The following is a 21,131-nucleotide window of genomic DNA, read 5'->3' on the forward strand; positions in this document are numbered from 1 at the left end:
GAGGGAAAGGTCGCAATAAAGAGCTGCGTCGCTCGTGCTGCCGATCGAAGACTCGTCAGATTCAGGGTGACTGTGCCGATTGCACGAAACGGCGACCGCGCCACAACCAGCCCTCATGCGATATGGGAAATGCAGTGCGCTCCGCATGTCGGGTGTACACAAAGACATGTCTAATACTGAAATGCAGATGTGGGCTGTTAGCGGGTTATAGCTGCATAGATTTTATGCGCGGATTAGACAGAAAAATCGCAGAGCGCACATCTTCGCGCTTCTCGGACGAGCGACATCCCGCATGGGGTGCAGGTGGTCGGAGGTTCAAATCCTCTCGCCCCGACCAAAGAAATCAAGGCCTTATGAATGCATATCCATAAGGCCTTTTCTTTTTCGGCTCTCGTTCTCGAGCGATGCGCAAGAAGACGGAGACTAGGGAGTGCATATAATGTCGTCGCCTGCCGCAAGTCTCCGCGCTCTATAACCTCAATCAGAGCAATCAAAATGAAGAGGAGTACGGAATAGGGAAGCTCCTACGATAAAGCATGCCCCACGTGCCACTGCCACTGGCACTGGCACTGGCACTGGCACTGGCACTGGCACTGGCAATGGCAATGGCAATGGCAATGGCAATGGCAATGACTCGCGTGCCCGAGAACGCGAGTCATGTGAAATGCTCAAATGTTCCCTGCGCCCGACCCTTGCGCCGCGAGTTTCTGCCGCAATGCTCGAGCCGCCAGCACCATGTTGGTCAATGCGGCTTCCGTCTCCGGCCAGCCGCGCGTCTTTAGGCCGCAGTCGGGGTTGACCCACAGGCGCTCGGCAGGAATGACTTCGCACGCGCGTTCGAGCAGCCGCTGCATCGCTTCGACGCCAGGCACGCGCGACGAATGGGTGTCATAGACGCCGGGTCCGATTCCATTCGGATAGGCGAACTCGCCGAAACCGTCGAGTAGTTCCATCGAAGAGCGCGACGTCTCAATCGTAATCACGTCCGCATCCAGCGCCGCGATCGCGGGCAGAATGTCGTTGAACTCCGAGTAGCACATATGCGTGTGAATCTGCGTTGCATCGGAGACGCCGCCCGCTGAAATCCTGAATGCCCGGGTCGCCCAATCGAGGTAGGCGGACCAGTCCGCCTTACGCAGTGGCAGCCCTTCACGGAACGCAGGCTCATCGATCTGGATGATGCGGATGCCGGCCTTTTCGAGGTCCATGACTTCGTCACGAATCACAAGAGCCAGTTGCAGCGCCGTGGTCGAGCGCGGCTGGTCGTCACGAACAAACGACCACTCCAGCATGGTGACGGGTCCGGTCAGCACGCCTTTCACCAGCCGGTCCGTGAAGGATTGCGCGTGACAGGCGGCGTCCACGATCATCGGCTCGGGCCGGTAGATGTCGCCGTAGAGGATCGGAGGTTTGACGCACTGCGCCCCATAATTCTGGACCCACCCGCTCTCGGTGAGCGCGTATCCCCACAGCTTGTCCGCAAAGAATTCGACCATGTCGTTGCGTTCGACTTCGCCGTGCACGAGGACGTCGAGCCCGAGTTCTTCCTGTTTGCGCACGACGGTCGCAGTTTCGGTCCGCATACGTTCGAGGTATTCGAGCGCGCGCATCTCGCCTCGGCGGTACGCTGCGCGGGCCTGGCGGATCGCCGGCGTCTGCGGAAATGAACCGATGGTCGTGGTGGGCAGCAAGGGCAGCTTCAATGAGTGACGCTGTACGCGGCTGCGGTCGGCGAACGGGCTCTTACGGCTTGCCATTGTGTCGGTAATAGCGGCGACACGTCGGTGCACCAATACGTTCGAAACTGCGCCTGAATTGCGACGAGCGGCAAGGGCCGTGTCTGCCGCCGCGAGCGCAGGCTCGGCTGCTTGCGGCTCGCGTAGCGCGAGCGCGATCGTGCTGAGCTCATCGAGCTTTTCGGTTGCGAAGGAAAACCACGACTTAACCTCAGGATCAAGTCTCTTTTCAGAAGCAAGCGTGACCGGCACGTGAGCGAGCGAGCAGGACGGTGCGATCCAGAGACGTTCGCCGCGTTCCGCGTGAAGGCTTCCAAGCGAATCCGTGATACCGCGCAGATCGGCGCGCCAGACGTTGCGCCCATCAATGACGCCGACCGAAAGCACCCTGTCTGCCGGAAGTGCTGAACGCCATGCTTCCAGTTGTTTAGGTATCCTGATCAGATCAATGTGCACGCCATGAACCGGCAGCTTTGCAACGAGTGACGCATGATCGGCAGCGGTGTCGAAATAGGTCGCCAGCAGCACCTTGACGCCTGAGTCGCCCACCACGTTGTATACGGCGGAAAACGCTTCGAGCCAGTCCGCTTCGAGGTCGAGGCAGAGCGCGGGTTCGTCAATCTGGACCCATTCGACGCCTTGGGCTTTCAGTTTGTCGAGAATGCGCAGGTAGCGGATAACGAGCTTTGGCAGCAACGATAAGCGATCGAAGCCTGCATCGCGGCTTTTGGCGAGCCACAGATAGGTGATGGGTCCGATCAGCACGGGCTTGACCGCGAGATCGAGCGCGAGCGCCTCGTCGATTTCATCGAAGAGCCACTCGACGCCGCCGCCAAATGTGGTCTCAGGACCAAGTTCCGGCACGAGGTAGTGATAGTTGGTATCGAACCATTTGGTCATTTCCATCGCCGGCTGCGCCTTGTTGCCGTGCGCCAGCTCGTGGTACTGAGCGAGCGACAGGGTGGTCGGCTCGAATCCGAACCGCTCCGGCAGCGCTCCAAGGAGGGCGGTCAGGTTCAGCATCGGGTCGTACCAGGCGAAATCGCCGACCGCCACGAAATCCAGTTTCGCCGCACGCTGCAATTCCCAGTGACGGGCGCGCAACTCCTTGCCAACGTCACGCAGGGAGGCGTCGTCGGACTCTCCGCGCCAGAATGATTCCAGCGCAAATTTGAGTTCGCGATGCGCGCCGATGCGCGGAAAACCAGAGATGTGAGTGCGGGCCATGCGGAATCCTTGAGTGAATACCGCGTAGTGTGAGAGCCACGCCATGATTCATCAAGCGACATGTTTTCATCATCGTATGAGCCACATTCATAGGAAGGCTCTCTTTCTTGAAGCCGCCTTCGCGTTGCGTTTTCACGCAACGCAACCCGTCTCGCCCGTGTCAGCAGTTTTCCATCGCGTTTGACAGATCGGCGATCAGATCGTCGGGATGCTCCAAGCCAACAGACACCCGGATCAACCCTTCCGACACACCCGCTGCGGCGCGCAGATGAGCGGGCACCCCCGAATGCGTCGTCGAGGCTGGATGACAGATCAGCGACTCCGTGCCACCAAGACTCACAGCCGACTTGAATAGCGTCAGCGTGTTGATGAATCTGAACGCCTGCTCGCGACCACCGTCGAGGACGAAAGCGAACGTAGATCCAGGTCCACTGCATTGACGCTTATAGACAGCCTGATACGCCAGATCTTCGATCAATTCCGGATGAAGTACCTTGACGGGCTTAAAAGGATTGGTCGCAAGCCACCGCGCAACCGCGCTGCCGCTGCGCGCAGCCTGCTCCATGCGCAGCACGAGAGTCTCCATGGAGCGCGTGATCATCCATGACGAATGGGGATCCAGTTGCGAGCCAAGTGAGCTGCGGATTGCGCGTACTTTCGTGATCAGACTGCGGTTGCCGGTGACACCGCCCGCCACCAGATCGCTGTGACCGCCAATGTACTTCGTCAGCGAATACACGCTCAGATCGATGCCTTGATTCACTGGCTTCTGATACAGCGGACCTAGCAAGGTGTTGTCGCACACCGAGATGGGTCGATAGCCGTGACGCGTTTCGAACGCGTCGATCTCGTTACGCAGCCCTTCGAGATCGAACAACGCATCGGTTGGATTGGCCGGCGTCTCGATGTAGCACATCCGCACATTGCCTTTCTTCGCAGCGGCTTCCAGTGCGTCGCGGATAGACTGTACCGAGAGACCATCGTCAATCACCTGAGAGCTGATGCCCCATTCCGGCAAAAACTTCGAGATCAGCGTTTCCGTGCCGCCGTACAGCGGGACCGACTGAACCACACAGTCGCCTGGCCGCAAGAACGCCAGCAGAATCGCTGCGATAGCAGACATGCCGCTCGACGTCACAACAGCGGACTCAGAGCCGTCGAGTAGCGCGAGACGATCCTCAACGATCTCGAGATTCGGGTGATTGAAGCGGCTATAGACGAGGCCCGCACTTTCCCCTTCTGGCAGAGGCTTGCGACCCGAGACGATGTCGAAGAACTCGGCGCCGTCTTCTGCGGTGCGAAACGCAAACGTCGACGTCAGAAAAACCGGTGGCTTCACTGAACCTTCCGAGAGGAACGGATCGTAGCCATAGGACATCATTTGCGTCTCGGGATGCAGATCGCGATCCGCAATCGTGCGTTTGTGATAGTTGCGATAGGCCATGCTTTCTCCATGCCATGCGGTGGGGAAGGGTAAACGGTGGTTGCAGTCCCGGTGCGCGTCACGCCCAAAGAGGATCGCCCTTTGGGCTGACGCTTGATCATGCTACTCCATGGCGACGGTTCATCGTGAGTAGCGATTCCCCGCAGGAGGCCTTTCGCGCTTAACCGTAGACCGGAAAGCGCTTCGTCAGGGCTGCGACCTGCTCACGCACGGCAGCGATATTGGCGGCGTCTTGCGGGTTGTCCAGAACGTCCGCAACCAGCTTGGCCACGAGGCGAGCTTCCTCTTCCTTGAAGCCGCGAGTGGTCATGGCCGGCGTGCCAAGGCGAATGCCCGAGGTGACGAACGGCTTTTCCGGATCATTCGGAATGGCGTTCTTGTTGACGGTGATATGCGCCTCGCCCAGCACGCGCTCAGCTTCCTTGCCGGTAATTTTTTTCGCGCGCAGATCGACCAGCATCACGTGGCTTTCGGTGCGGCCGGAGATGATGCGCAGACCGCGCCCGATCAGGGTCTCGGCCAGCACGCGCGCATTCTTGACTACTTGCTGCTGGTAGGTCTTGAACTCGGGCGACTGGGCTTCCTGGAACGCGACGGCCTTGCCGGCGATCACATGCATCAGTGGGCCGCCCTGGATGCCGGGGAAGATCGCCGAGTTGATGGCCTTCTCATGCTCGGCCTTCATCAGGATCACGCCACCGCGGGGACCGCGCAGGCTCTTGTGCGTGGTGGTGGTGACAAAGTCTGCGTGCGGCACAGGGTTCGGATATTCACCTGCTGCGATCAGGCCAGCATAGTGAGCCATATCGACCATGAACAGCGCCCCGATGGATTTGGCAACCTTGCCGATGCGTTCGAAATCGATACGCAGCGCGAAGGCCGAGGCACCAGCGATGATCAGCTTGGGCTTCTTTTCCTGAGCGAGCTTTTCAAGTGCGTCGTAGTCGATGTCTTCGTCGGCGTTCAGCCCGTAGCTGATCACGTTGAACCACTTGCCGCTCATGTTCAGTGCCATGCCGTGAGTCAGGTGGCCGCCTTCGGCGAGGCTCATGCCCATGATCGTGTCGCCGGGTTTCAACGTAGCGAAGAACACACCCTGATTGGCTTGCGAACCGGAGTTGGGCTGCACGTTGGCGGCTTCGGCGCCGAACAGCTGCTTCACGCGATCGATGGCGAGCTGTTCAACCACGTCGACGAATTCACAGCCACCGTAGTAGCGCTTGCCCGGGTAACCTTCTGCGTACTTGTTGGTCAGCTGTGAACCTTGTGCAGCCATCACGGCTGGCGAGGTGTAGTTTTCCGAGGCGATCAGCTCGATGTGTTCTTCCTGGCGCCGGTCTTCTTTCTGGATGGCGGCGAACAGTTCGGGATCGATCTGGTCGATCGTGAAACGGCTACGTTCAAACATGGCGGGAGCTCAAAAGTAAGAAATCCCGGGGCAGGGCCCGGGATAAACAGAAGGGGGATGTACCGCGCCGGTCCGGTTTGAACCAGCGGCGCGTGTGCCTTAGACGGAGGCGCGCAGCTTCTTGGCGGCCGCGACCATGTTGGTCAGCGCGGGAATGACCTCTTCCCACTGACGCGTCTTCAGGCCGCAATCCGGATTGACCCACAGGCGCTGCGCCGGAATGCGTTCAGCAGCCTTCTTCATCAGTTGAACGATGTGATCTTCGGTCGGGATGTTCGGCGAGTGAATGTCGTACACGCCCGGGCCGATTTCGTTCGGGTAGTTGAAGTTGTCGAATGCGTCCAGCAGTTCCATATCCGACCGCGAGGTCTCGATGGTGATGACGTCAGCGTCCATATCGGCGATCGACGCAATGATGTCGTTGAACTCCGAATAGCACATATGCGTGTGGATCTGCGTTTCATCATCCACACCATTGGCGGTGATACGGAACGACGTCACCGCCCAGTCGAGGTATTCCTTCCATTGCGACTGACGTAGCGGCAGTCCTTCGCGCAATGCAGCCTCGTCGATCTGGATGACGCGCACGCCGGCCTTTTCGAGGTCCAGTACTTCTTCGCGGATCGCCAGAGCAAGCTGGTAGCACGAGACCGAGCGCGACTGGTCGTCACGCACGAAGGACCAGTTCAGAATCGTCACCGGGCCGGTCAGCATGCCCTTCATCGGCTTGCTGGTGAGCGATTGGGCATACTTGATCCATTCGACCGTCATAGCTTTCGGACGGCTGATATCGCCGAACAGGATAGGCGGCTTGACGCAACGCGAGCCATACGACTGCACCCAGCCGAACTGGCTGAACGTGTAGCCGTCGAGCTGTTCGCCGAAGTATTCGACCATGTCGTTACGCTCGGCTTCACCGTGCACCAGTACGTCCAGGCCCAGTGCTTCCTGCTCGCGCACGCTGCGTTCGATTTCGGCGCGCATCGCGGTCTTGTAACCGGCTTCGTCGAGCGCACCGCTCTTGAACTGGCTACGAGCGTGGCGGATCTCGCCGGTTTGCGGGAACGAACCAATGGTCGTGGTCGGGTAAGCCGGCAGGTTCAGCAACGCTGCCTGCTTGCTAGCGCGTGCCGGGTAGGCGTTTTTACGCTGACCCAAGGCCGGGCTGATCTTCGCGAGTGCGGCCTTGACTGCCGGGTTGTTCACACGCGGCGACGCACGGCGAGCGGCAATCGCGGCACCGTTAGCGGCCAGTTCTGCCTTGACCGCGTCGCGGCCCTGGTTTAGCGCGGTGGCCAGCACCTTCAGTTCACCCAGCTTCTGCAGGGCGAAAGCCAGCCACGAGCGGACTTCAGGATCCAGCTTCTGCTCGCTATCGAGATCCACCGGTACGTGCAGCAGCGAGCACGACGGTGCGATCCACAGGCGCTCGCCCAGTTGCTTCGCAACCGGCTCAAGCCATTCGAGCACGCTCGCCAGGTCGGTCTTCCAGATATTGCGACCGTTGATCACGCCCAGCGACAGCACGCAGTCTTGCGGGAGTTGAGCGATCACTGCGTCCACTTCAACGCGGGCATTGATCGCATCCAGATGCAGGCCGTGCACCGGCAGTTTGCAGGCGAGCGACAGGTTATCGAGCAACTGGCCGAAGTAGGTGGCCAGCAGCAGCTTGACCTTGCCCTTGGACAGCGCGTCGTAGGCGGTGGTGTAGGCTTGTTGCCATTCGGCGGACAATTCCGTGACGAGGATCGGCTCATCGATCTGGACCCATTCGACACCTTGCGCCGCCAGCGTAGCCAGCAGTTCAGCGTAGACCGGCAGCAGACGCGGCAGCAGGGCCAGCTTGTCGGAGTCGTCCTTCGCTTTGCCGATTGCCAGGTAAGTCACCGGGCCGACGATCACCGGCTTGGCCTTGACGCCTTGTGCGCGGGCTTCAGCCAGTTGTTCCAGCAGACGCGACGAATCCAGTTTGAATTCCGTGCTCGCGCTGAATTCGGGGACGATGTAGTGATAGTTGGTATCGAACCACTTGGTCATCTCACCGGCCGCGACGCCGCCGCAGCATGCGCTGTGGTCTTCTGCACCCTTGGCCGAGCGGCCGCGGGCCACGCGGAAGTAGTTGTCGAGCGCATCGCCGTGGAAACCGTGCACGCGTTCCGGCAGGTTGCCCAGCGTGAAGCTCATGTCCAGCACCTGATCGTAGAAGGCGAAATCGCCCACGGCGGCCAGACCCAGGTCAGCCTGGTGCGCCCAGTGACGCTGGCGGAGTTGCGTGCCCAGCGCTTTTAGTTCGCCGAGCGAGGACTCGCCTTTCCAGTAAGACTCGAGGGCGAATTTCAGTTCGCGCTTTGCGCCAATACGGGGAAAGCCCAGATTATGTGTCGTTGCCATCGTGTCGCCTTGATTGAGACAGGTTGCGGATCGGTGCATCCTATCGAAGGCGGTTTATGAAGTAAAATGGTGTTAATTCAACAAACTATTAGTTTTGCTCATGTGCAATCATGCTTGAGAGAATTCATCTTGCTATCGTCCAGGCTGTAGACAAGCACGGCTCGTTGACCGCCGCGGCGGAAATCCTGTGCGTGACGCAGTCCGCGCTTAGCCACTCCATGAAAAAGCTGGAGCAGCAACTAGGTACCGATATCTGGTTGCGCGAGGGGCGCAGCCTCCGCCTGACCCAACCGGGTCAGTACCTGCTTGCCGTGGCCAACCGCGTGCTGCCGCAGCTGGCGCTCGCCGAGGAACGCCTTGGCCAGTATGCGCAGGGCGAACGGGGCGCATTGCGTATCGGCATGGAATGCCATCCGTGTTACCAGTGGCTGCTCAAGGTCGTGGCCCCGTATCTCGCGCGCTGGCCGGATGTGGATGTCGACGTCAAACAGAAGTTCCAGTTTGGCGGAATCGGCGCGTTGTTTGGCTACGAGATCGATCTGCTTGTGACGCCGGACCCGCTTTACAAACCGGGCTTGCGCTTCGAACCGGTGTTCGATTACGAGCAGGTCCTGGTGGTGAACCGCGAGCATCCGCTGGCCGGCGTCAAATACGTGAAACCCGAGCAACTGACGCGGGAAGTGTTGATCACGTATCCGGTAGAGACCGACAGGCTCGATATCTACAATCAGTTTTTGATGCCGGCAGGTGTGACGCCCCGGCGCCACAAGGCGATCGAAACCACCGATATCATGTTGCAGATGGTGGCGAGCGGCAGGGGCGTTGCGGCGCTCCCTCGCTGGCTGGTGGAGGAATACGCCGACACGATGAATGTGGTCCCGGTGCGACTGGGCCGAGAGGGCATCGCCAAGCAGATTTTCCTGGGCGCGCGCGAGAGTGACAGTGAAATTGATTACCTCAAGGCCTTTATCGACCTGGCGCGCAAGCCGGCATTGGACTTGATTGAACAACAGGAAACACCATGATGCCGGATCTGGATCGCAAACCGCTCGCCTTGCCTAACGGGCATAGCAAGGTTCTGCTGCACTCCTGCTGCGCACCGTGTTCCGGTGAAGTGATGGAAGCCATGCAGGCCTCGGGGATCGACTTCACGATCTTCTTCTACAACCCGAATATCCATCCCCTCAAGGAATACGAGCTGCGCAAGAACGAGAACATTCGCTTTGCCGAGAAGAATAGTCCCACCGTCCATGCTGCTACGCGATCCCATCCACGGTGATATCGAGCTGACGAGGCTCGAGACAGCGGTCCTCGATCTGCCCATGATGCAGCGGCTGCGCGGCATCAAGCAGCTTGGCACGGCGCACCTCGTCTACCCTGGCGCCCTGCATACGCGCTTCGATCATTCGGTTGGCGTTTGCGCGGTAGCGCACCGGATCGTGGCGAGCCTGCGTCGCTCGGGCCTGCAGGTTCCCGCAGAGCTGGAAGATGCAATTGGTGTGGCGGCGTTGCTTCACGATGTCACGCACGTACCGTTCGGCCACACGTTAGAAGACGAGCGCCGCTTGTTTGCACGGCACGACAAAGGCTCGCGCCTTGCGGATATGTTCGGGGGTGAACTGGGCAATGCGCTGGCCCGTCTGGGCATTCGGGAAGTCGTGGGTGGCCTGCTCGGTCTGCCCTTTCCTGAAAGCGTGCCGCGTTGGGCACAGGACATCGTGTCGGGCAGCATCGACGCCGATCTGCTCGACTATCTACGTCGCGACAGCTTCTTTGCCGGTCTCTCCCACGACTACGACGACCGGATATTCCGCTGCTTTGCCGAACACGATAATCGCCTCGTCATCAAACTGGCCAAGCACGGCATGGACCGGTCTGACGCGCGCTCGGAAATCATCGGCGTATTGCGGCTGCGCTATTTCCTCACCGAGCGCGTCTACTACCACCATACCAAGGTCGTAGCGGGCGCGATGATTTCCAAAGCGGTGGAGATCGCGCTTGATCATGGTGTACTCGCCGAGAGCGACCTGCTTGAACTGAACGACTGGACGCTGCTGGACCGCCTTGCGCGTTGCGGCGTAGCGGACGCTGAATCGCTCGCACGCCGCACGCTGAACCGCGACCTGCTCAAACGCGGCTACGTGGTCTCCGGCCGCAGCGTGCCACCCGCTTTGCGAACGACATGGGTAAGCCGCTATCACGCGTCGCGAGAACACCGCGCGCAAGCCGAGGCTGAATTCGCGGAAAAGCTTGGCGTGCCTTTCGCGGACGTAGTGTTGTATTGCCCTGCGCTTACCGCAATGAAGGAAGCTGCTGTTCCAGTTGAAACCAGCCGGGGTCTCGAGTATCTGAACGATGCCGCCAGCGAGACCTTCGCGGAGATCGGTGCGCTGCAGGATCGCTACGCGGATCTCTGGCGCTTCTACGTATTCGTGCCGGCCAGTGCGGTCGGGCGTGCCGCGTCGATTGCAGGCGACATGTTCCAGACGCCGTGTGAGCTTACGGCTTCGCGATTACATCCCATGTAATTGGCGTACCTCACGACGGCCTCTACTCTTTGTCTGTCGCACCATCAATCGGATGGCGCGCACCGTCAAGGAGATACCATGTCTAGCTATACCGTTCACACCATCGAATCCGCTCCCGTGCAATCCAGGCCTGTGCTCGAGCAACTGCAACAGTCGTTCGGTCTGGTCCCGAACATCGCGGGCACGATGGCCGCTTCACCTGTTCTGATCAATGGATTCATCGGCCTGTTCCAGCGTGTGCATACGAGCAGTCTGACGGAGCCGCAGATCCAGACAGTGCTGCTGACCGATGCGGTCACGAATGCCAGCGAGTGGCCGGTCGCGTTTCACACCGCGCTCGCGTTGAAGGAGGGCGTACACCCTGCGGATGTCGACGCAATGCGGCACGGCGACCTGCCTAAGGACGCCGGACTGGCCGCACTGTCGACGCTGGCGCGTACACTGATCGAGAAGCGCGGTCGCCTCGCTGACTCGGACCACCGAAGCTTCATCGACGCGGGGTTCAGCGCGGAGCAAGTACTTGAGGTCATCGCGGTGGTTGCCGCATCGACCATCACGAACTACACCAGCAGCGTGACCCGGCCGCCGCTCGAAGCAATGTTCGAGGAGTTCGTCTGGCATGCGCCTGCACGCTGAGTCGGTTATTTCGTCCACCTTGATCAGGAAAAACGATGAACGTCACCCCTCCCGATCCGAAAGTGCCGCCGGGCGACCTTGGCGAGTTGTTGCGCTATTGGCGAGATGTGCGTGGCGTGAGTCAGCTCGATCTGTCGCTCGAGGCGGGTGTCTCGCAGCGCCAGATCAGCTTCATTGAAAGCGGACGCAGCGTGCCAGGCCGTCAAACGCTGCTGACTCTCGCGCAGACGCTCGACGTGCCACTGCGCGAGCGCAACGCGCTGCTGCTCGCCGCTGGCTACGCGCCGGTGTATTCGGAAGCGCCGTGGAACGCACAGGAGATGCACGGCGTCATTCGCGCGCTGGAACGAGTCGTGCGCCAGCACGAACCGTTTCCGGCAATCGTCATGGACCGTCACTGGAACGTGCTAATGACCAACGATGCGGCGCCGCGCTTTTTCAACCACTTCATCGACATGGCGTCGCGCGAAGGACCGCGCAACATGCTGCATCTGATCTTCGATCCACAAGGAATGCGGCCTTTCATGGCCGATTGGGAGACCGTCTCGCGCAGCTTGCTGCAACGGGTGTATCGCGAATCGGTCGGTCACGTGATCGACGAGAACACAAGTCGGCTGCTCGACGAACTGCTTGCGTATCCCGATGTGCCGCGCGACTGGAAGGCGCATCACGCGCCGTCCACCACACCGACGATGCCGGTCATACCGCTCGGCTTTGTTAGCGAAGGCGTTGTTCTTCGTTACTTCTCAATGGTGACGAGTGTTGGAACACCGCAAACGGTCGCCGCACAGGAGTTGCGCCTGGAGTGCATGTTCCCCGCCGATGATGAAACCGAAGCACGCCACCGGCAGTTGCTCGCAGCGGATCGGGCGCATCCCTGATCTGCGGATTCATTGAAGCGCTGTTCCAGTCACGGCGCAGTTCAAACGTTTCCTCTGAATTCTTCAGCCGCGCGTCTGCATACAAGCCAACAATTCTTTAACTCTGGGTGATCACCCCAGACCAGCCGGGCAAATAGCGCGCGTCGGACGTATGCGAGAGGGCTTTAGCCTGATCCAGTGCTTTGGCAAAGTTCTTTGCGATCTTGTTCTGCGGGATCCGCGGGCGCAGGAAATCGGCCCAAAGAAACTCACTGAAAGGTGTTGCATCCTTCGCGTAGCCGCCGACTCGCCGCAGCTCGCCCGCAAGGCTGCGATACGGGTCGTCTGTCATTTCGGTGACGCTTTTTGGCAGATGTTTGTACTCGTATCGCGAGCCGTCCGCGCCGAATGGATGAACCCACTGGTTGTGCTCCATCATGCGCCAGAAGATGAGGTTATCGAGCCACGAAAGATCCTTCAGCACCATGACCTGCACTTCCTTGACGCCCTCTTCAAGTAGCGCAAGTCCGAGATGATGATGGTCGACGATGTAGTGGCAGTCTTCTGGTCCGAGCACGGCGGGAAACCAGTGCGAGGCAATCGCTTCACGACGCGCCTTCGCGCCAAGCGTCTTCCAGTGGTCGCGCTTTGCCGTGACCTCACGATAGCCCACCGTCATCTGCGTGGGGCGTAGCGCGCTGAGTTTTGCTGGAATCAAATGAATATCGGGGTTCGGGACCATGGCCGGCCTCATAAGAACAAGGTGAAAAACGATAACGCAGATCGTGCGCGTCGGCATCAGAAATATGCTGTGAGTGCGGGCGGAGAAGCGCGCCATATAGCCGCATTTGCGCATGCTTGCCCCAGGCTTTTGCTCGCTGTGCATCGAAGCCGTGCCGTTACCACCTTGCCTGACGTGCACGAGATCTCGCTTGCACAATGATTGCATGTCCTTACAAATCGGTGTGTGCTTCGTTATGGTTTTGCAGGAATAGATTGATAGATTATGGCCCGCGCGAAGCCGCGCTTACGTCTTGCTGTCGGTTTCTACTCCGCGCTCACAATTCGTTGCATATTCGCGTCCCGGTTACAACGCGAATGTCATCCGCTGCCACGTTCGTTGATCTTGCCATTGGCGGTGCGGTCGGAGCGGGTGTTGCATGGTTCGCGTTCGGACCGCGCCAGCACCGATCTGCGCATGAGCGAGCGCCTGACGGTCAGCCTGAAGAGCAGCATCTTGCCCAAGCCCCGGGCGGCGAACCGCAGCGTGGTGAAGACGTTGCGCCGAAGCAGCACGAAGAGCAGCCGGCGCCGCACGCGGACCCGCATCCCGCGCAGCAGCATGCCAATCCGCATCCGGCGCAGCCTCATCCGCAGCAGCATCCGGCGCCGCAGCACAAGCCGGAAGGGGAGCATAAGGACGAGCATTCGCGTTAAGCTCGTTACGGCTGCCCGCCATGCGGCGGGCAGCCGTCCGAATCAGCTTCGGTGCGGCCATCGCGCCGTGCGGATCTAACCGTCATTGCCAACGAACCACCGATAATACGGGTTCTCGCCATCGTCGTGCATCACGCTGCGAATATCGTCTGCCCAGGCGTCGCGGTCACCGCGGTATGCATCGAGCGCTGCGCCATAGAACGTCTGCAGCGTGTTGTGCTGAGCTTGCACAGCGGCGCGGAAACTGTCGTCCGCGCCCATGAGCGGCGGTGGACCGCTTAGCGCCATCATCCGCGCCAGCACCTTCGGCAACTCGTCCCCTCACAGCCACGGCGCATATTCGATGCGTGGCCGGTCATCCGTGACCGGTTGCGCGTCGGCCGCATAGTATTGCAGTCCTGCGCGGTCGGTCACCCACGTCGCCAGCAGCGCGGCGGGAGACGCAATACCCACTTCACGCAGGGCCGTGGCGACGGCGGGTTGTGCGAAACGGGCACGAATGCGCGGCACGTCCAGCTCGATCGGCTGCATCGAACGCACCAGCATCATTTCATGCAACTCGGTGGTCCACAGCGCCGCATAGGGAAACACCTGCACGAAGCTTTGAATCAGCGCACGGGTGTCTTCTTCGTTCTGAGTCGCGATGGGCAACCACTGCGCGATAATTCCACGCGGTTCCAGGCGTGAGGCTGCGAGTCGATAGAAGTCCGAAGAATACAGATTGACGACGCCAGCCGCTGATGGAGGCGGCGGTTCCAGCGTGATCAGGTCGTAACGTTGCGCGCTGCCGAGCAGCGCGCGCCGTCCATCGCGCAAGCGAATCTGCATGCGGGGATCGGCGCCGACGCGATAGTTACTGCCGCTGAACTGCGGCAAGGCGCGGACCACTGCGGGCAGCAGTTCGGCGGCGACACGCTGCTCGAGGCCGGGATAGGTCAGCAGTGCGCCCGCCGTGATGCCGGTGCCCATGCCGATCACCAGTGCCGAGCGCGGCGTATCGCGCTGGATCAGCAGCGGCAGCAGCGCCTGCAGACGCATATAACGCAGCGACGTCATTGCATCGCCGGAGTTCGAAACGCCCTGAATATAAAGCCGCTTGAACGAATGTTCGCCGGAATTCTGCGCCACAACGGCGACGGTGCCTCCGGCGCTTTCTTCGTAGAAGCGCAGTGTCCCGCCATGGGCGTCCGCTAGCAAAGCGGCGAGTCGATCCACGGGCGTGAGTGCGGCGGTAGCTACAGTGATCAAGCCAAGCAAGAGCACGCTCGAGCGCGCGAAGGTCCGTACGCCCGTGCCGCGCAGCACCGCGATCAGTCCCACGATGCATGCCATGACGGCCAGTACGCCCAGGCTACGAATCAAGCCGAATGCGGGCACCAGCACGAAGCCGGTAAGCAGGGTGCCTACGATGCCGCCAGCCGTGTTGAGTGCGACCACGGCGCCGACGTCGCGGCCTACGTGGCCTTTGTCCACTCCGAGACGCAGCACAAAGGGGAACGCTGCGCCGAGCAGCAGGGTTGGTACAAAAACGACGCACAGCGCAGCCACCGCGAAACGCGCACACATGGCGGCGAGCAGATCGCCACTCGCGTGCAGGGCGGCATCGGCGGCACGATCTTGCCACTGCGACAGGCCATGGCCGAGCCAGGCGAATTCAAGCAGTGCCACGAGCCCCGCCGCCGCGATTAGCAGCGCGAACGTGCCCCACGGGTCACGCGCGCGGTCGGCGCGGCGCGACACAAGTGCGCTGCCGAGTGCAACGCCGGCCAGATAGGTGGCCAGCACTACGGCGAAGGCAAAGGCGCGAGTACTGATGAATTGCACGATGGCCTGCGACCAGACAACCTCGTAGCCCAACGCGATCCCACCCGCGACTGCATACAGCCCGAGCGCCAGGATAGCGGCGTCGCCTGGCTGCGTGCTTGAGGTTGCCTCTGAAGCGGTGCGTGCAGCGTCAGCCTCGGAATCGATTCGCAACGGGGCGGCGCCACGCACGACCGCCTCCCCGATGTCACGCGAGGGAGCGCTAGCCCCTGCGCCTTTGCGCCACGCAAGCAGCACGGCCAGCAACCCAGCGGCAGCGTTAAGCACGGCAGCGGCGCAAGCACTGCCAAGTACCCCAAAGGATGGAATGAGCAGAAACGGTGCAGCCAGCGTGCCGGCGATGGCGCCCGCCGTATTTGCGGCATACAGCCTCCCACCGTCTCTGCCAGGCTATGGCGCCGACCCGATCCTGCAGGTAGGCGAACGGCGCCGCCGCATGGGCCAGGCCGAGCGTGCAAGCTAGAGCCAGCACCACAGCCGCACCCTCCAGCGCGGCATAAACAACTAGCGGTCGCGTACTGCGGTCAGCAATCCTGCCGAACACTGAACCACCCAACGCGAGAAGCTTGCGTAGCGCGACGGCGCAAGGCTCGTTACAGCGTATCGTGCCCGCGCTTTATCGTTGGATGGATCGCAGTCCGGAATTTACGCACCCGGCGCGTGTGGAGGCTCTGAACGAGCAGACGCGGGCGGGGGATTCGGCGCTTGACGCGCTCAAGGGTGCCGTCGAGCGGCACTACGCAGACATGCAAGAACCTGGCGTCGCTCCGGATAGGAGTAACACGCTGCGCGCCTTGAGGCGAATCGCGCGACGTGCCCGCAACGATCGCAAGACGCAATCCCCATTGCCGCCGCTCAACCGCTTTTAGGTTCGGCTAGACGCGGGCACAGGTCCGGCGCGATCTGGCCTTTTGCGACTGCCCACTGCGATCTCGCGTCGCGTTGCACGCAGGGCTAACCTGGCCCGCTGACGGTCGTATCACTCGTAACCGGCGCGTTGCCAGGCGGCACTGGCCGCTCGTTGATCCAGGCGTTCAGCAAGGTGCTGGTGACCGCCAGAATCACCGGACCCATAAACAGGCCGACAATCCCGAACGCGAACATGCCACCCAATACCCCGGCCAGGATGAGCAGCATCGACAGGTTGACGCCGCGCTTGATCAGCATCGGCCGCATGAAATTGTCGAGCATGCCGATCATCACGGACCAGATGAACAGCAGGACCGCGGCCACATGCGCGTCGTGAAAGAAGAGCCATGCGACGCCGCCGAGCAAGGGCAGCATCGGCCCGATCTGGGCAAGGCACAGCATCAGCATGAGCGCAGTGAGGATCCCCGCGCCCGGCACGCCGGCGATCCACAGACCGATCCCGCCGAGAGCAGACTGCGTGACCGCTGTAACGACGATGCCGAGTGCCACGGCACGAATCGCCGCGCCAGCCAGTACCGCAGCTTCGGCGCCGCGCTGGCCCGCAATGCGCGTTGCGAGACGCAGCATGAATGCGCCCGCCGCTTCGCCCTGGCTGTACAGAATGCCCGTGATGATGATCGTCACGAACATATGAATCACGAATACGCCAACCAGCGCCGCATGGCCGAACATCCAGCGCGCGGCGATGGTGGCGTAGGGTTCCACTTTGGCGAGGATGCCCCCGGGGCCGGCATCGGACAGCATTTGCCACTCGGTCGAGACGCGGTGTCCGACCACCGGCACGTCGCCCACCCAATCTGGGGGCGGCGGCAGTGCGTAGTCCGGCAGATGTTTGATCATGCCCATGACTTCGCCCGAGTGTTCGGCGAGCGTCGAGATGGCGGCATACAGCGGCAGGACGATGACAACCAGCAGGATCAGCAACATTATGGTCGTCGCAATCCAGCGTCTGTTGCCGCAGCGGCGCTGCACGGCGAGCATGGCGGGCCACGTGGCCACCGCAATCGTGGTGGCCCAGATCAGTCCTGGAATGAACGGACGCACGACGTAAAGGCTGCCCACCGTCAACGCGCACAAGATGACGACGATAAGCATGATGCGCGCTATGTCGACAGGATCACGCTGGTTCATCTTGTTCTCCACTCTGTTCTGTATTGCACGACCCGCATGTCGGGACGACTGTATAACATCATACTAATGCATGTGTCGATCAACGCCCAGGTATTCGGCAGCGCCGCTGTCTGCCGCGCTATTTGGGTATCGACTGCGCCGTGCTGATCAGATTCTGCGGCACGACCCGAATAATGCCGTTACGCGGGCTATCGATATCAGCAATGAGCATGACCGACAGCGAGACCACCAGCGGCATGATCAGCAGAAAGCGCTTACGCGGCGCCGGACTGCGCGCGCCGTATCCGACCAGCACATTGCACAGCATGCCGATCAGGATCATCAGCGTCCACGCCGAGAGGGGGATGCGATTCCACCAGGCCGCCTGCGTATACCCCTGCGTATTGATGACATCGTTCATGCCGGCCACGGCCAGCGCGGTCACTGGGTTCGGCTGCGCTGCCGCTGTATTGCTGAGTTCCATCCACATCTGGTTTTGCAGTTCAGAAGTCGTGGAATTGATTTCGGCCAGTTGCTGCGAGTCGGTAACCTGATAAAACCGAATGCGTTGCTCCAGGTACTTTACAAGCAGCGAGCGCACGGTTGCCGCACCGGAATCAGGCAGCAGGCTTGCGCGCAGATATTCCGTACCGATCGCATTGGCTTCTTCTTCCTCGTAATTCTTGCGCTGATCGTAGCGGCCCACCGCCATCGAGAGGCTAAAGCCGATCACCAGCGCCAGCAGCGTCAGCGTAGCGGACTGGACCACACCGAAATCTTCTCGTGCATCATCATCAAGCGGTTTGTTGCGCCGTAGCCGTGCTACACCGAACCACGCTGAGAGCGACATGAGCACCATTGAAACGACGAAGAAGAACAACGGGTGATTGGTCAGTTCGGTCATGCCTGGCTCCTGCAGGATTTATTGTGCGAATGCTGATTGCTTGTACAACGTGTTGTACTGCGTGTAGAGCCACCGACTCAGAGTTGCGATTCGATCGGCAGGAGTCCGAGAAACCAGATCCCGACGCGCTGCATGGTGGAGACACCGGGTTCGTCACTCTCGGTCGTGGTGCCATCAGGTTTGGTATCGATCCAGACAACCTGGTTTTTCCCATTCGCGTCAGGGTGTTCTTCGACCCGCCAGGCGATCTGATCGAGTTTCGGTTCGAGCCCGTCGACGACCTGTTCGGCCGCCCCGGCGCTCTCGCAGTAGACGCCCACCTCGGTATTGAGCGTGATCGAGCGCGGGTCGAAATTCATCGAACCGATGAAGATGCTGCTTCGATCGAACACGTAGGTCTTCGCATGCAACGACGCTTTCGACGAGCCGAGGATCGATTTCTTCGTGTGCCTATCTTCGTCGACGGCGGGTTTCAACTCGTAGAGATGCACGCCGGCATCCAGCAGATCCTTGCGGTAGCGTTGATAACCCGCGTGTACAGCGGCTACGTCAGTGGCCGCGAGCGAGTTCGTTAGCACCGTCACCTTCACACCGCGCTGGGTCAGCGAGCGTATCCACGCAACACCGTCCTTTCCCGGTACGAAGTAGGGCGAGACGATCAGCACTTCTTTTTCCGGCTGGATGGCCAGCGCCTTGAGCTGGGTCATCAAATGACCTTGGGCATCGTTTGGCGAACGGGTGATCTTGGCCGGATCGTCGTAGAGCAAGGTGGCTTTGCCCCACGAGAAATAGGTATCGGGTGCCTGAAGCGTCTCGTTGAGGCGCTCGCTTGCATTTGCGACGTAGGGCGTGTCTTTCTTCGAGGCAACGAATGCGGCCAGTTTCTCGCGATAGGCCGGTAACGCGTCCGGCGGCGCAGGGTGGCCGGTGAGGTTCTCGATGGGATAGGCGGCATCCGAGTTCCAGAACTCATCGAAGGCTGTTGATACACGATGGACCACGGGCCCAAACGTCAGGACATCCAGGTCGCCGAACGCGACGTCGCTTGATGCGCCGAAATATTCGTCGCCGATATTGCGGCCCCCCAGAATCGCCGCCTGGTTGTCAGCGATCAGCGCCTTGTTATGCATGCGCCGGTTTATCCGCTTGAATTCGAGCAAAGTGCCGAATTTCTTGAAGGTCCGGCTCGCGACGGGATTGAAGAGCCGTATCTGGATGTTGGGGTGCGAACTGATCGCGAGCAGTACGCGGTCGTCACCGTTGGTACCGAGGTCGTCCAGCAGCACGCGCACCCTGACGCCGCGATCGGCCGCCTTAAGCACGGCGTTAGCCAGATAACGTCCGGTCAGGTCGTCATGCCAGATGTAGTACTGCAGATCGAGTGTGCGATCCGCGGCGTCCGCCAGCACGATGCGGGCGAGCAGTGCGTCAACGCCGTCGGGCAGCAGATGAAATGCGGTCAGCCCAGGGTGTTGCTCCGCCTGCGGCGCAAAGGCTGTGCCGAGTCGCGTGCTGTCGGTATCGGTGATGGCGTGTGTTTTCGGTGCGGCCGGCTTGCGGCGGCAAGCCTACGCAGGCGGAAAGAATCAGAAGGGCGAAGGCCGCGAGCATGCCGCGAAGAGTCGTCACGTTGGCTCCTTGATCGATCTTGTGGAGAGGGCCTATGAACGCCATCGCTCCTCACGCTCGTCATGCGAAACAAAGGCAACACCCCTGGCCGAGGCAAAACGAGTATAGCGATGAAGTCGCTTTCGCTGTCAATTATGTGCGGCTGCAAGCGACGTACATGTGGATTGGGATGGCGCATCTGGGCACGGCGACACACGTGCGTCGAACCTGAAGTATCCTTTCACGCTTCAACCCTCCCGACTATCCCCACCGACCCAATGGCAGATTTTCCTTTCGACGCCGTACTCTTCGACTGTGACGGCGTGCTCGTCGACTCAGAACCCATTACTAACCGCGTGCTCGCCCAGATGCTCGGTGAACTGGGCTGGCAGATCAGCCCCGAAGAGACGCTGCGTGTGTTCGTCGGCAAGGCCGTGAAAGACGAGGCTGCACTCATCGAGGCGAATACGGGCGTGGCCATTACGCAGGCGTGGCTCGAACACTTCAGGGAGCGCCGCAATGCGGCTCTCGACCGCGAACTCGTCGCCATCGAGGGCGCGGCTTCGGCTGTGCGCTCGCTCCATGCAAAGCTCGATGGGCGCATCGCGGTGGCTTCGGGCGCAGATCGCCGCAAGGTCGAACTTCAGTTGACGAAAGCGGGCATTCTGGATTGCTTCGACGGCCGCATCTTTAGCGGACATGAAACACCGCGCAGCAAGCCTTACCCAGACGTATATCTGGCAGCGGCCGAGGCGCTTGGTGTGGACCCTGCGCGTTGCGCGATCGTGGAAGATACGGTGACGGGCGCGACAGCGGGTGTCGCAGCGGGGGCCACGGTGTTCGGTTATAGCCCCGGAGAAGTGGGCCATAGCGATCCGGATGCGTTGCGCGCAGTAGGCGTGGTCCATGTGTTCAGGAACATGGAGCACTTGCCGGCGTTGCTTTCGGAGTGGACGCACGCATAGCGTCGTCAATGGGAAAAAGGCATCCTCGCCATGCAGCGAAGTCATGTTTGTGGATAAGGGTTTACCCGTATTATTCGAATTTACGCAATGAACGCGGGGCGGCCCGCTTCTGAGCCCGCGTGT

Annotated in this window: 14 protein-coding genes and 3 pseudogenes; 7 read left to right on the forward strand and 10 right to left on the reverse strand. The window is 60.7% G+C overall.

Going from position 1 to position 21,131, the window contains the following annotated elements:
• Nucleotides 1-668: 668 nt before the first annotated feature.
• The 4 genes from metE (WCA85_RS21100) to metE (WCA85_RS21115) all read right to left on the reverse strand — a co-directional run bounded on the left by metE (WCA85_RS21100) (nt 669) and on the right by metE (WCA85_RS21115) (nt 8,206).
• Nucleotides 669-2,963, reverse strand: coding sequence for a 5-methyltetrahydropteroyltriglutamate--homocysteine S-methyltransferase (gene metE / locus WCA85_RS21100; protein WP_424066814.1), 2,295 nt, complete (start codon nt 2,961-2,963; stop codon nt 669-671).
• Between the two features lie 160 nt (nt 2,964-3,123).
• On the reverse strand, nt 3,124-4,407 hold the full coding sequence (locus WCA85_RS21105; RefSeq protein ID WP_424066815.1) for a cystathionine gamma-synthase family protein: 1,284 nt from the start codon (nt 4,405-4,407) through the stop codon (nt 3,124-3,126).
• A gap of 160 nt (nt 4,408-4,567) precedes the next feature.
• Nucleotides 4,568-5,815 carry a serine hydroxymethyltransferase gene (gene glyA, locus WCA85_RS21110; RefSeq protein ID WP_424066816.1) on the reverse strand — a complete coding sequence of 416 codons (1,248 nt, stop codon included), beginning with the start codon at nt 5,813-5,815 and terminating at the stop codon, nt 4,568-4,570.
• 99 nt (nt 5,816-5,914) lie between these two features.
• A complete protein-coding gene (metE, locus tag WCA85_RS21115; RefSeq protein ID WP_424066817.1) occupies nt 5,915-8,206 on the reverse strand; it encodes a 5-methyltetrahydropteroyltriglutamate--homocysteine S-methyltransferase in 2,292 nt (763 codons plus the stop codon).
• A 110-nt stretch (nt 8,207-8,316) separates the two neighbouring features.
• On the opposite strand from metE (WCA85_RS21115), the gene WCA85_RS21120 reads away from it, so the two are divergent.
• The 5 genes and pseudogenes from WCA85_RS21120 to WCA85_RS21140 all read left to right on the forward strand — a co-directional run bounded on the left by WCA85_RS21120 (nt 8,317) and on the right by WCA85_RS21140 (nt 12,251).
• Complete coding sequence (locus WCA85_RS21120) at nt 8,317-9,231, forward strand: LysR family transcriptional regulator (RefSeq protein WP_424066818.1); 915 nt, start codon at nt 8,317-8,319, stop codon at nt 9,229-9,231.
• Nucleotides 9,231-9,443: pseudogene (locus WCA85_RS21125) on the forward strand (epoxyqueuosine reductase QueH); the annotation flags it as partial. The gene WCA85_RS21120 and the pseudogene WCA85_RS21125, both read left to right, overlap by 1 nt.
• A gap of 13 nt (nt 9,444-9,456) precedes the next feature.
• Nucleotides 9,457-10,734: an HD domain-containing protein gene (locus tag WCA85_RS21130; RefSeq protein WP_424066819.1), complete on the forward strand. Its 1,278-nt coding sequence runs from the start codon at nt 9,457-9,459 to the stop codon at nt 10,732-10,734.
• A 78-nt stretch (nt 10,735-10,812) separates the two neighbouring features.
• Entirely contained in the window at nt 10,813-11,370 is a 558-nt protein-coding gene (locus WCA85_RS21135; protein WP_424066820.1) for a carboxymuconolactone decarboxylase family protein, read from the forward strand.
• Between the two features lie 35 nt (nt 11,371-11,405).
• Nucleotides 11,406-12,251, forward strand: coding sequence for a helix-turn-helix domain-containing protein (locus WCA85_RS21140; RefSeq protein WP_424066821.1), 846 nt, complete (start codon nt 11,406-11,408; stop codon nt 12,249-12,251).
• Between the two features lie 97 nt (nt 12,252-12,348).
• On the opposite strand, the gene WCA85_RS21145 is transcribed toward WCA85_RS21140, so the two are convergent.
• From WCA85_RS21145 to WCA85_RS21155, 3 genes and pseudogenes are all read right to left on the reverse strand, one after another.
• A complete protein-coding gene (locus WCA85_RS21145; protein WP_424066822.1) occupies nt 12,349-12,972 on the reverse strand; it encodes a ParB-like protein in 624 nt (207 codons plus the stop codon).
• Nucleotides 12,973-13,331: 359 nt separating this feature from the next.
• The gene (locus WCA85_RS21150) at nt 13,332-13,658 is read right to left on the reverse strand and encodes a hypothetical protein (protein WP_424066823.1); all 327 of its coding nucleotides are present in this window, start codon (nt 13,656-13,658) and stop codon (nt 13,332-13,334) included.
• 84 nt (nt 13,659-13,742) lie between these two features.
• Nucleotides 13,743-16,095 (reverse strand): annotated as a pseudogene (locus WCA85_RS21155) (fused MFS/spermidine synthase).
• Between WCA85_RS21155 and WCA85_RS21160 the strand changes: the two are divergent.
• Complete coding sequence (locus tag WCA85_RS21160; RefSeq protein WP_424066824.1) at nt 16,058-16,360, forward strand: hypothetical protein; 303 nt, start codon at nt 16,058-16,060, stop codon at nt 16,358-16,360. The pseudogene WCA85_RS21155 and the gene WCA85_RS21160 overlap by 38 nt on opposite strands.
• Nucleotides 16,361-16,445: 85 nt before the next feature.
• Here the strand turns inward: WCA85_RS21160 and ydiK are convergent, their stop codons facing one another.
• The 3 genes and pseudogenes from ydiK to WCA85_RS21175 form a co-directional block, all read right to left on the reverse strand.
• Nucleotides 16,446-17,552 carry an AI-2E family transporter YdiK gene (gene ydiK / locus WCA85_RS21165; protein WP_424066825.1) on the reverse strand — a complete coding sequence of 369 codons (1,107 nt, stop codon included), beginning with the start codon at nt 17,550-17,552 and terminating at the stop codon, nt 16,446-16,448.
• Between the two features lie 118 nt (nt 17,553-17,670).
• A complete protein-coding gene (locus tag WCA85_RS21170; protein WP_424066826.1) occupies nt 17,671-18,435 on the reverse strand; it encodes a hypothetical protein in 765 nt (254 codons plus the stop codon).
• Nucleotides 18,436-18,512: 77 nt separating this feature from the next.
• Nucleotides 18,513-20,046: pseudogene (locus tag WCA85_RS21175) on the reverse strand (phospholipase D family protein).
• A 275-nt stretch (nt 20,047-20,321) separates the two neighbouring features.
• On the opposite strand from WCA85_RS21175, the gene WCA85_RS21180 reads away from it, so the two are divergent.
• Nucleotides 20,322-21,008 (forward strand): HAD family hydrolase, encoded by a 687-nt coding sequence (locus WCA85_RS21180; RefSeq protein WP_424066827.1) that lies wholly within the window; start codon nt 20,322-20,324, stop codon nt 21,006-21,008.
• The last annotated feature ends 123 nt before the right edge of the window (nt 21,009-21,131 follow it).

Source organism: Paraburkholderia sp. (genome assembly GCF_049581445.1).
In the GTDB taxonomy this organism is placed as follows: Bacteria; Pseudomonadota; Gammaproteobacteria; order Burkholderiales; family Burkholderiaceae; genus Paraburkholderia.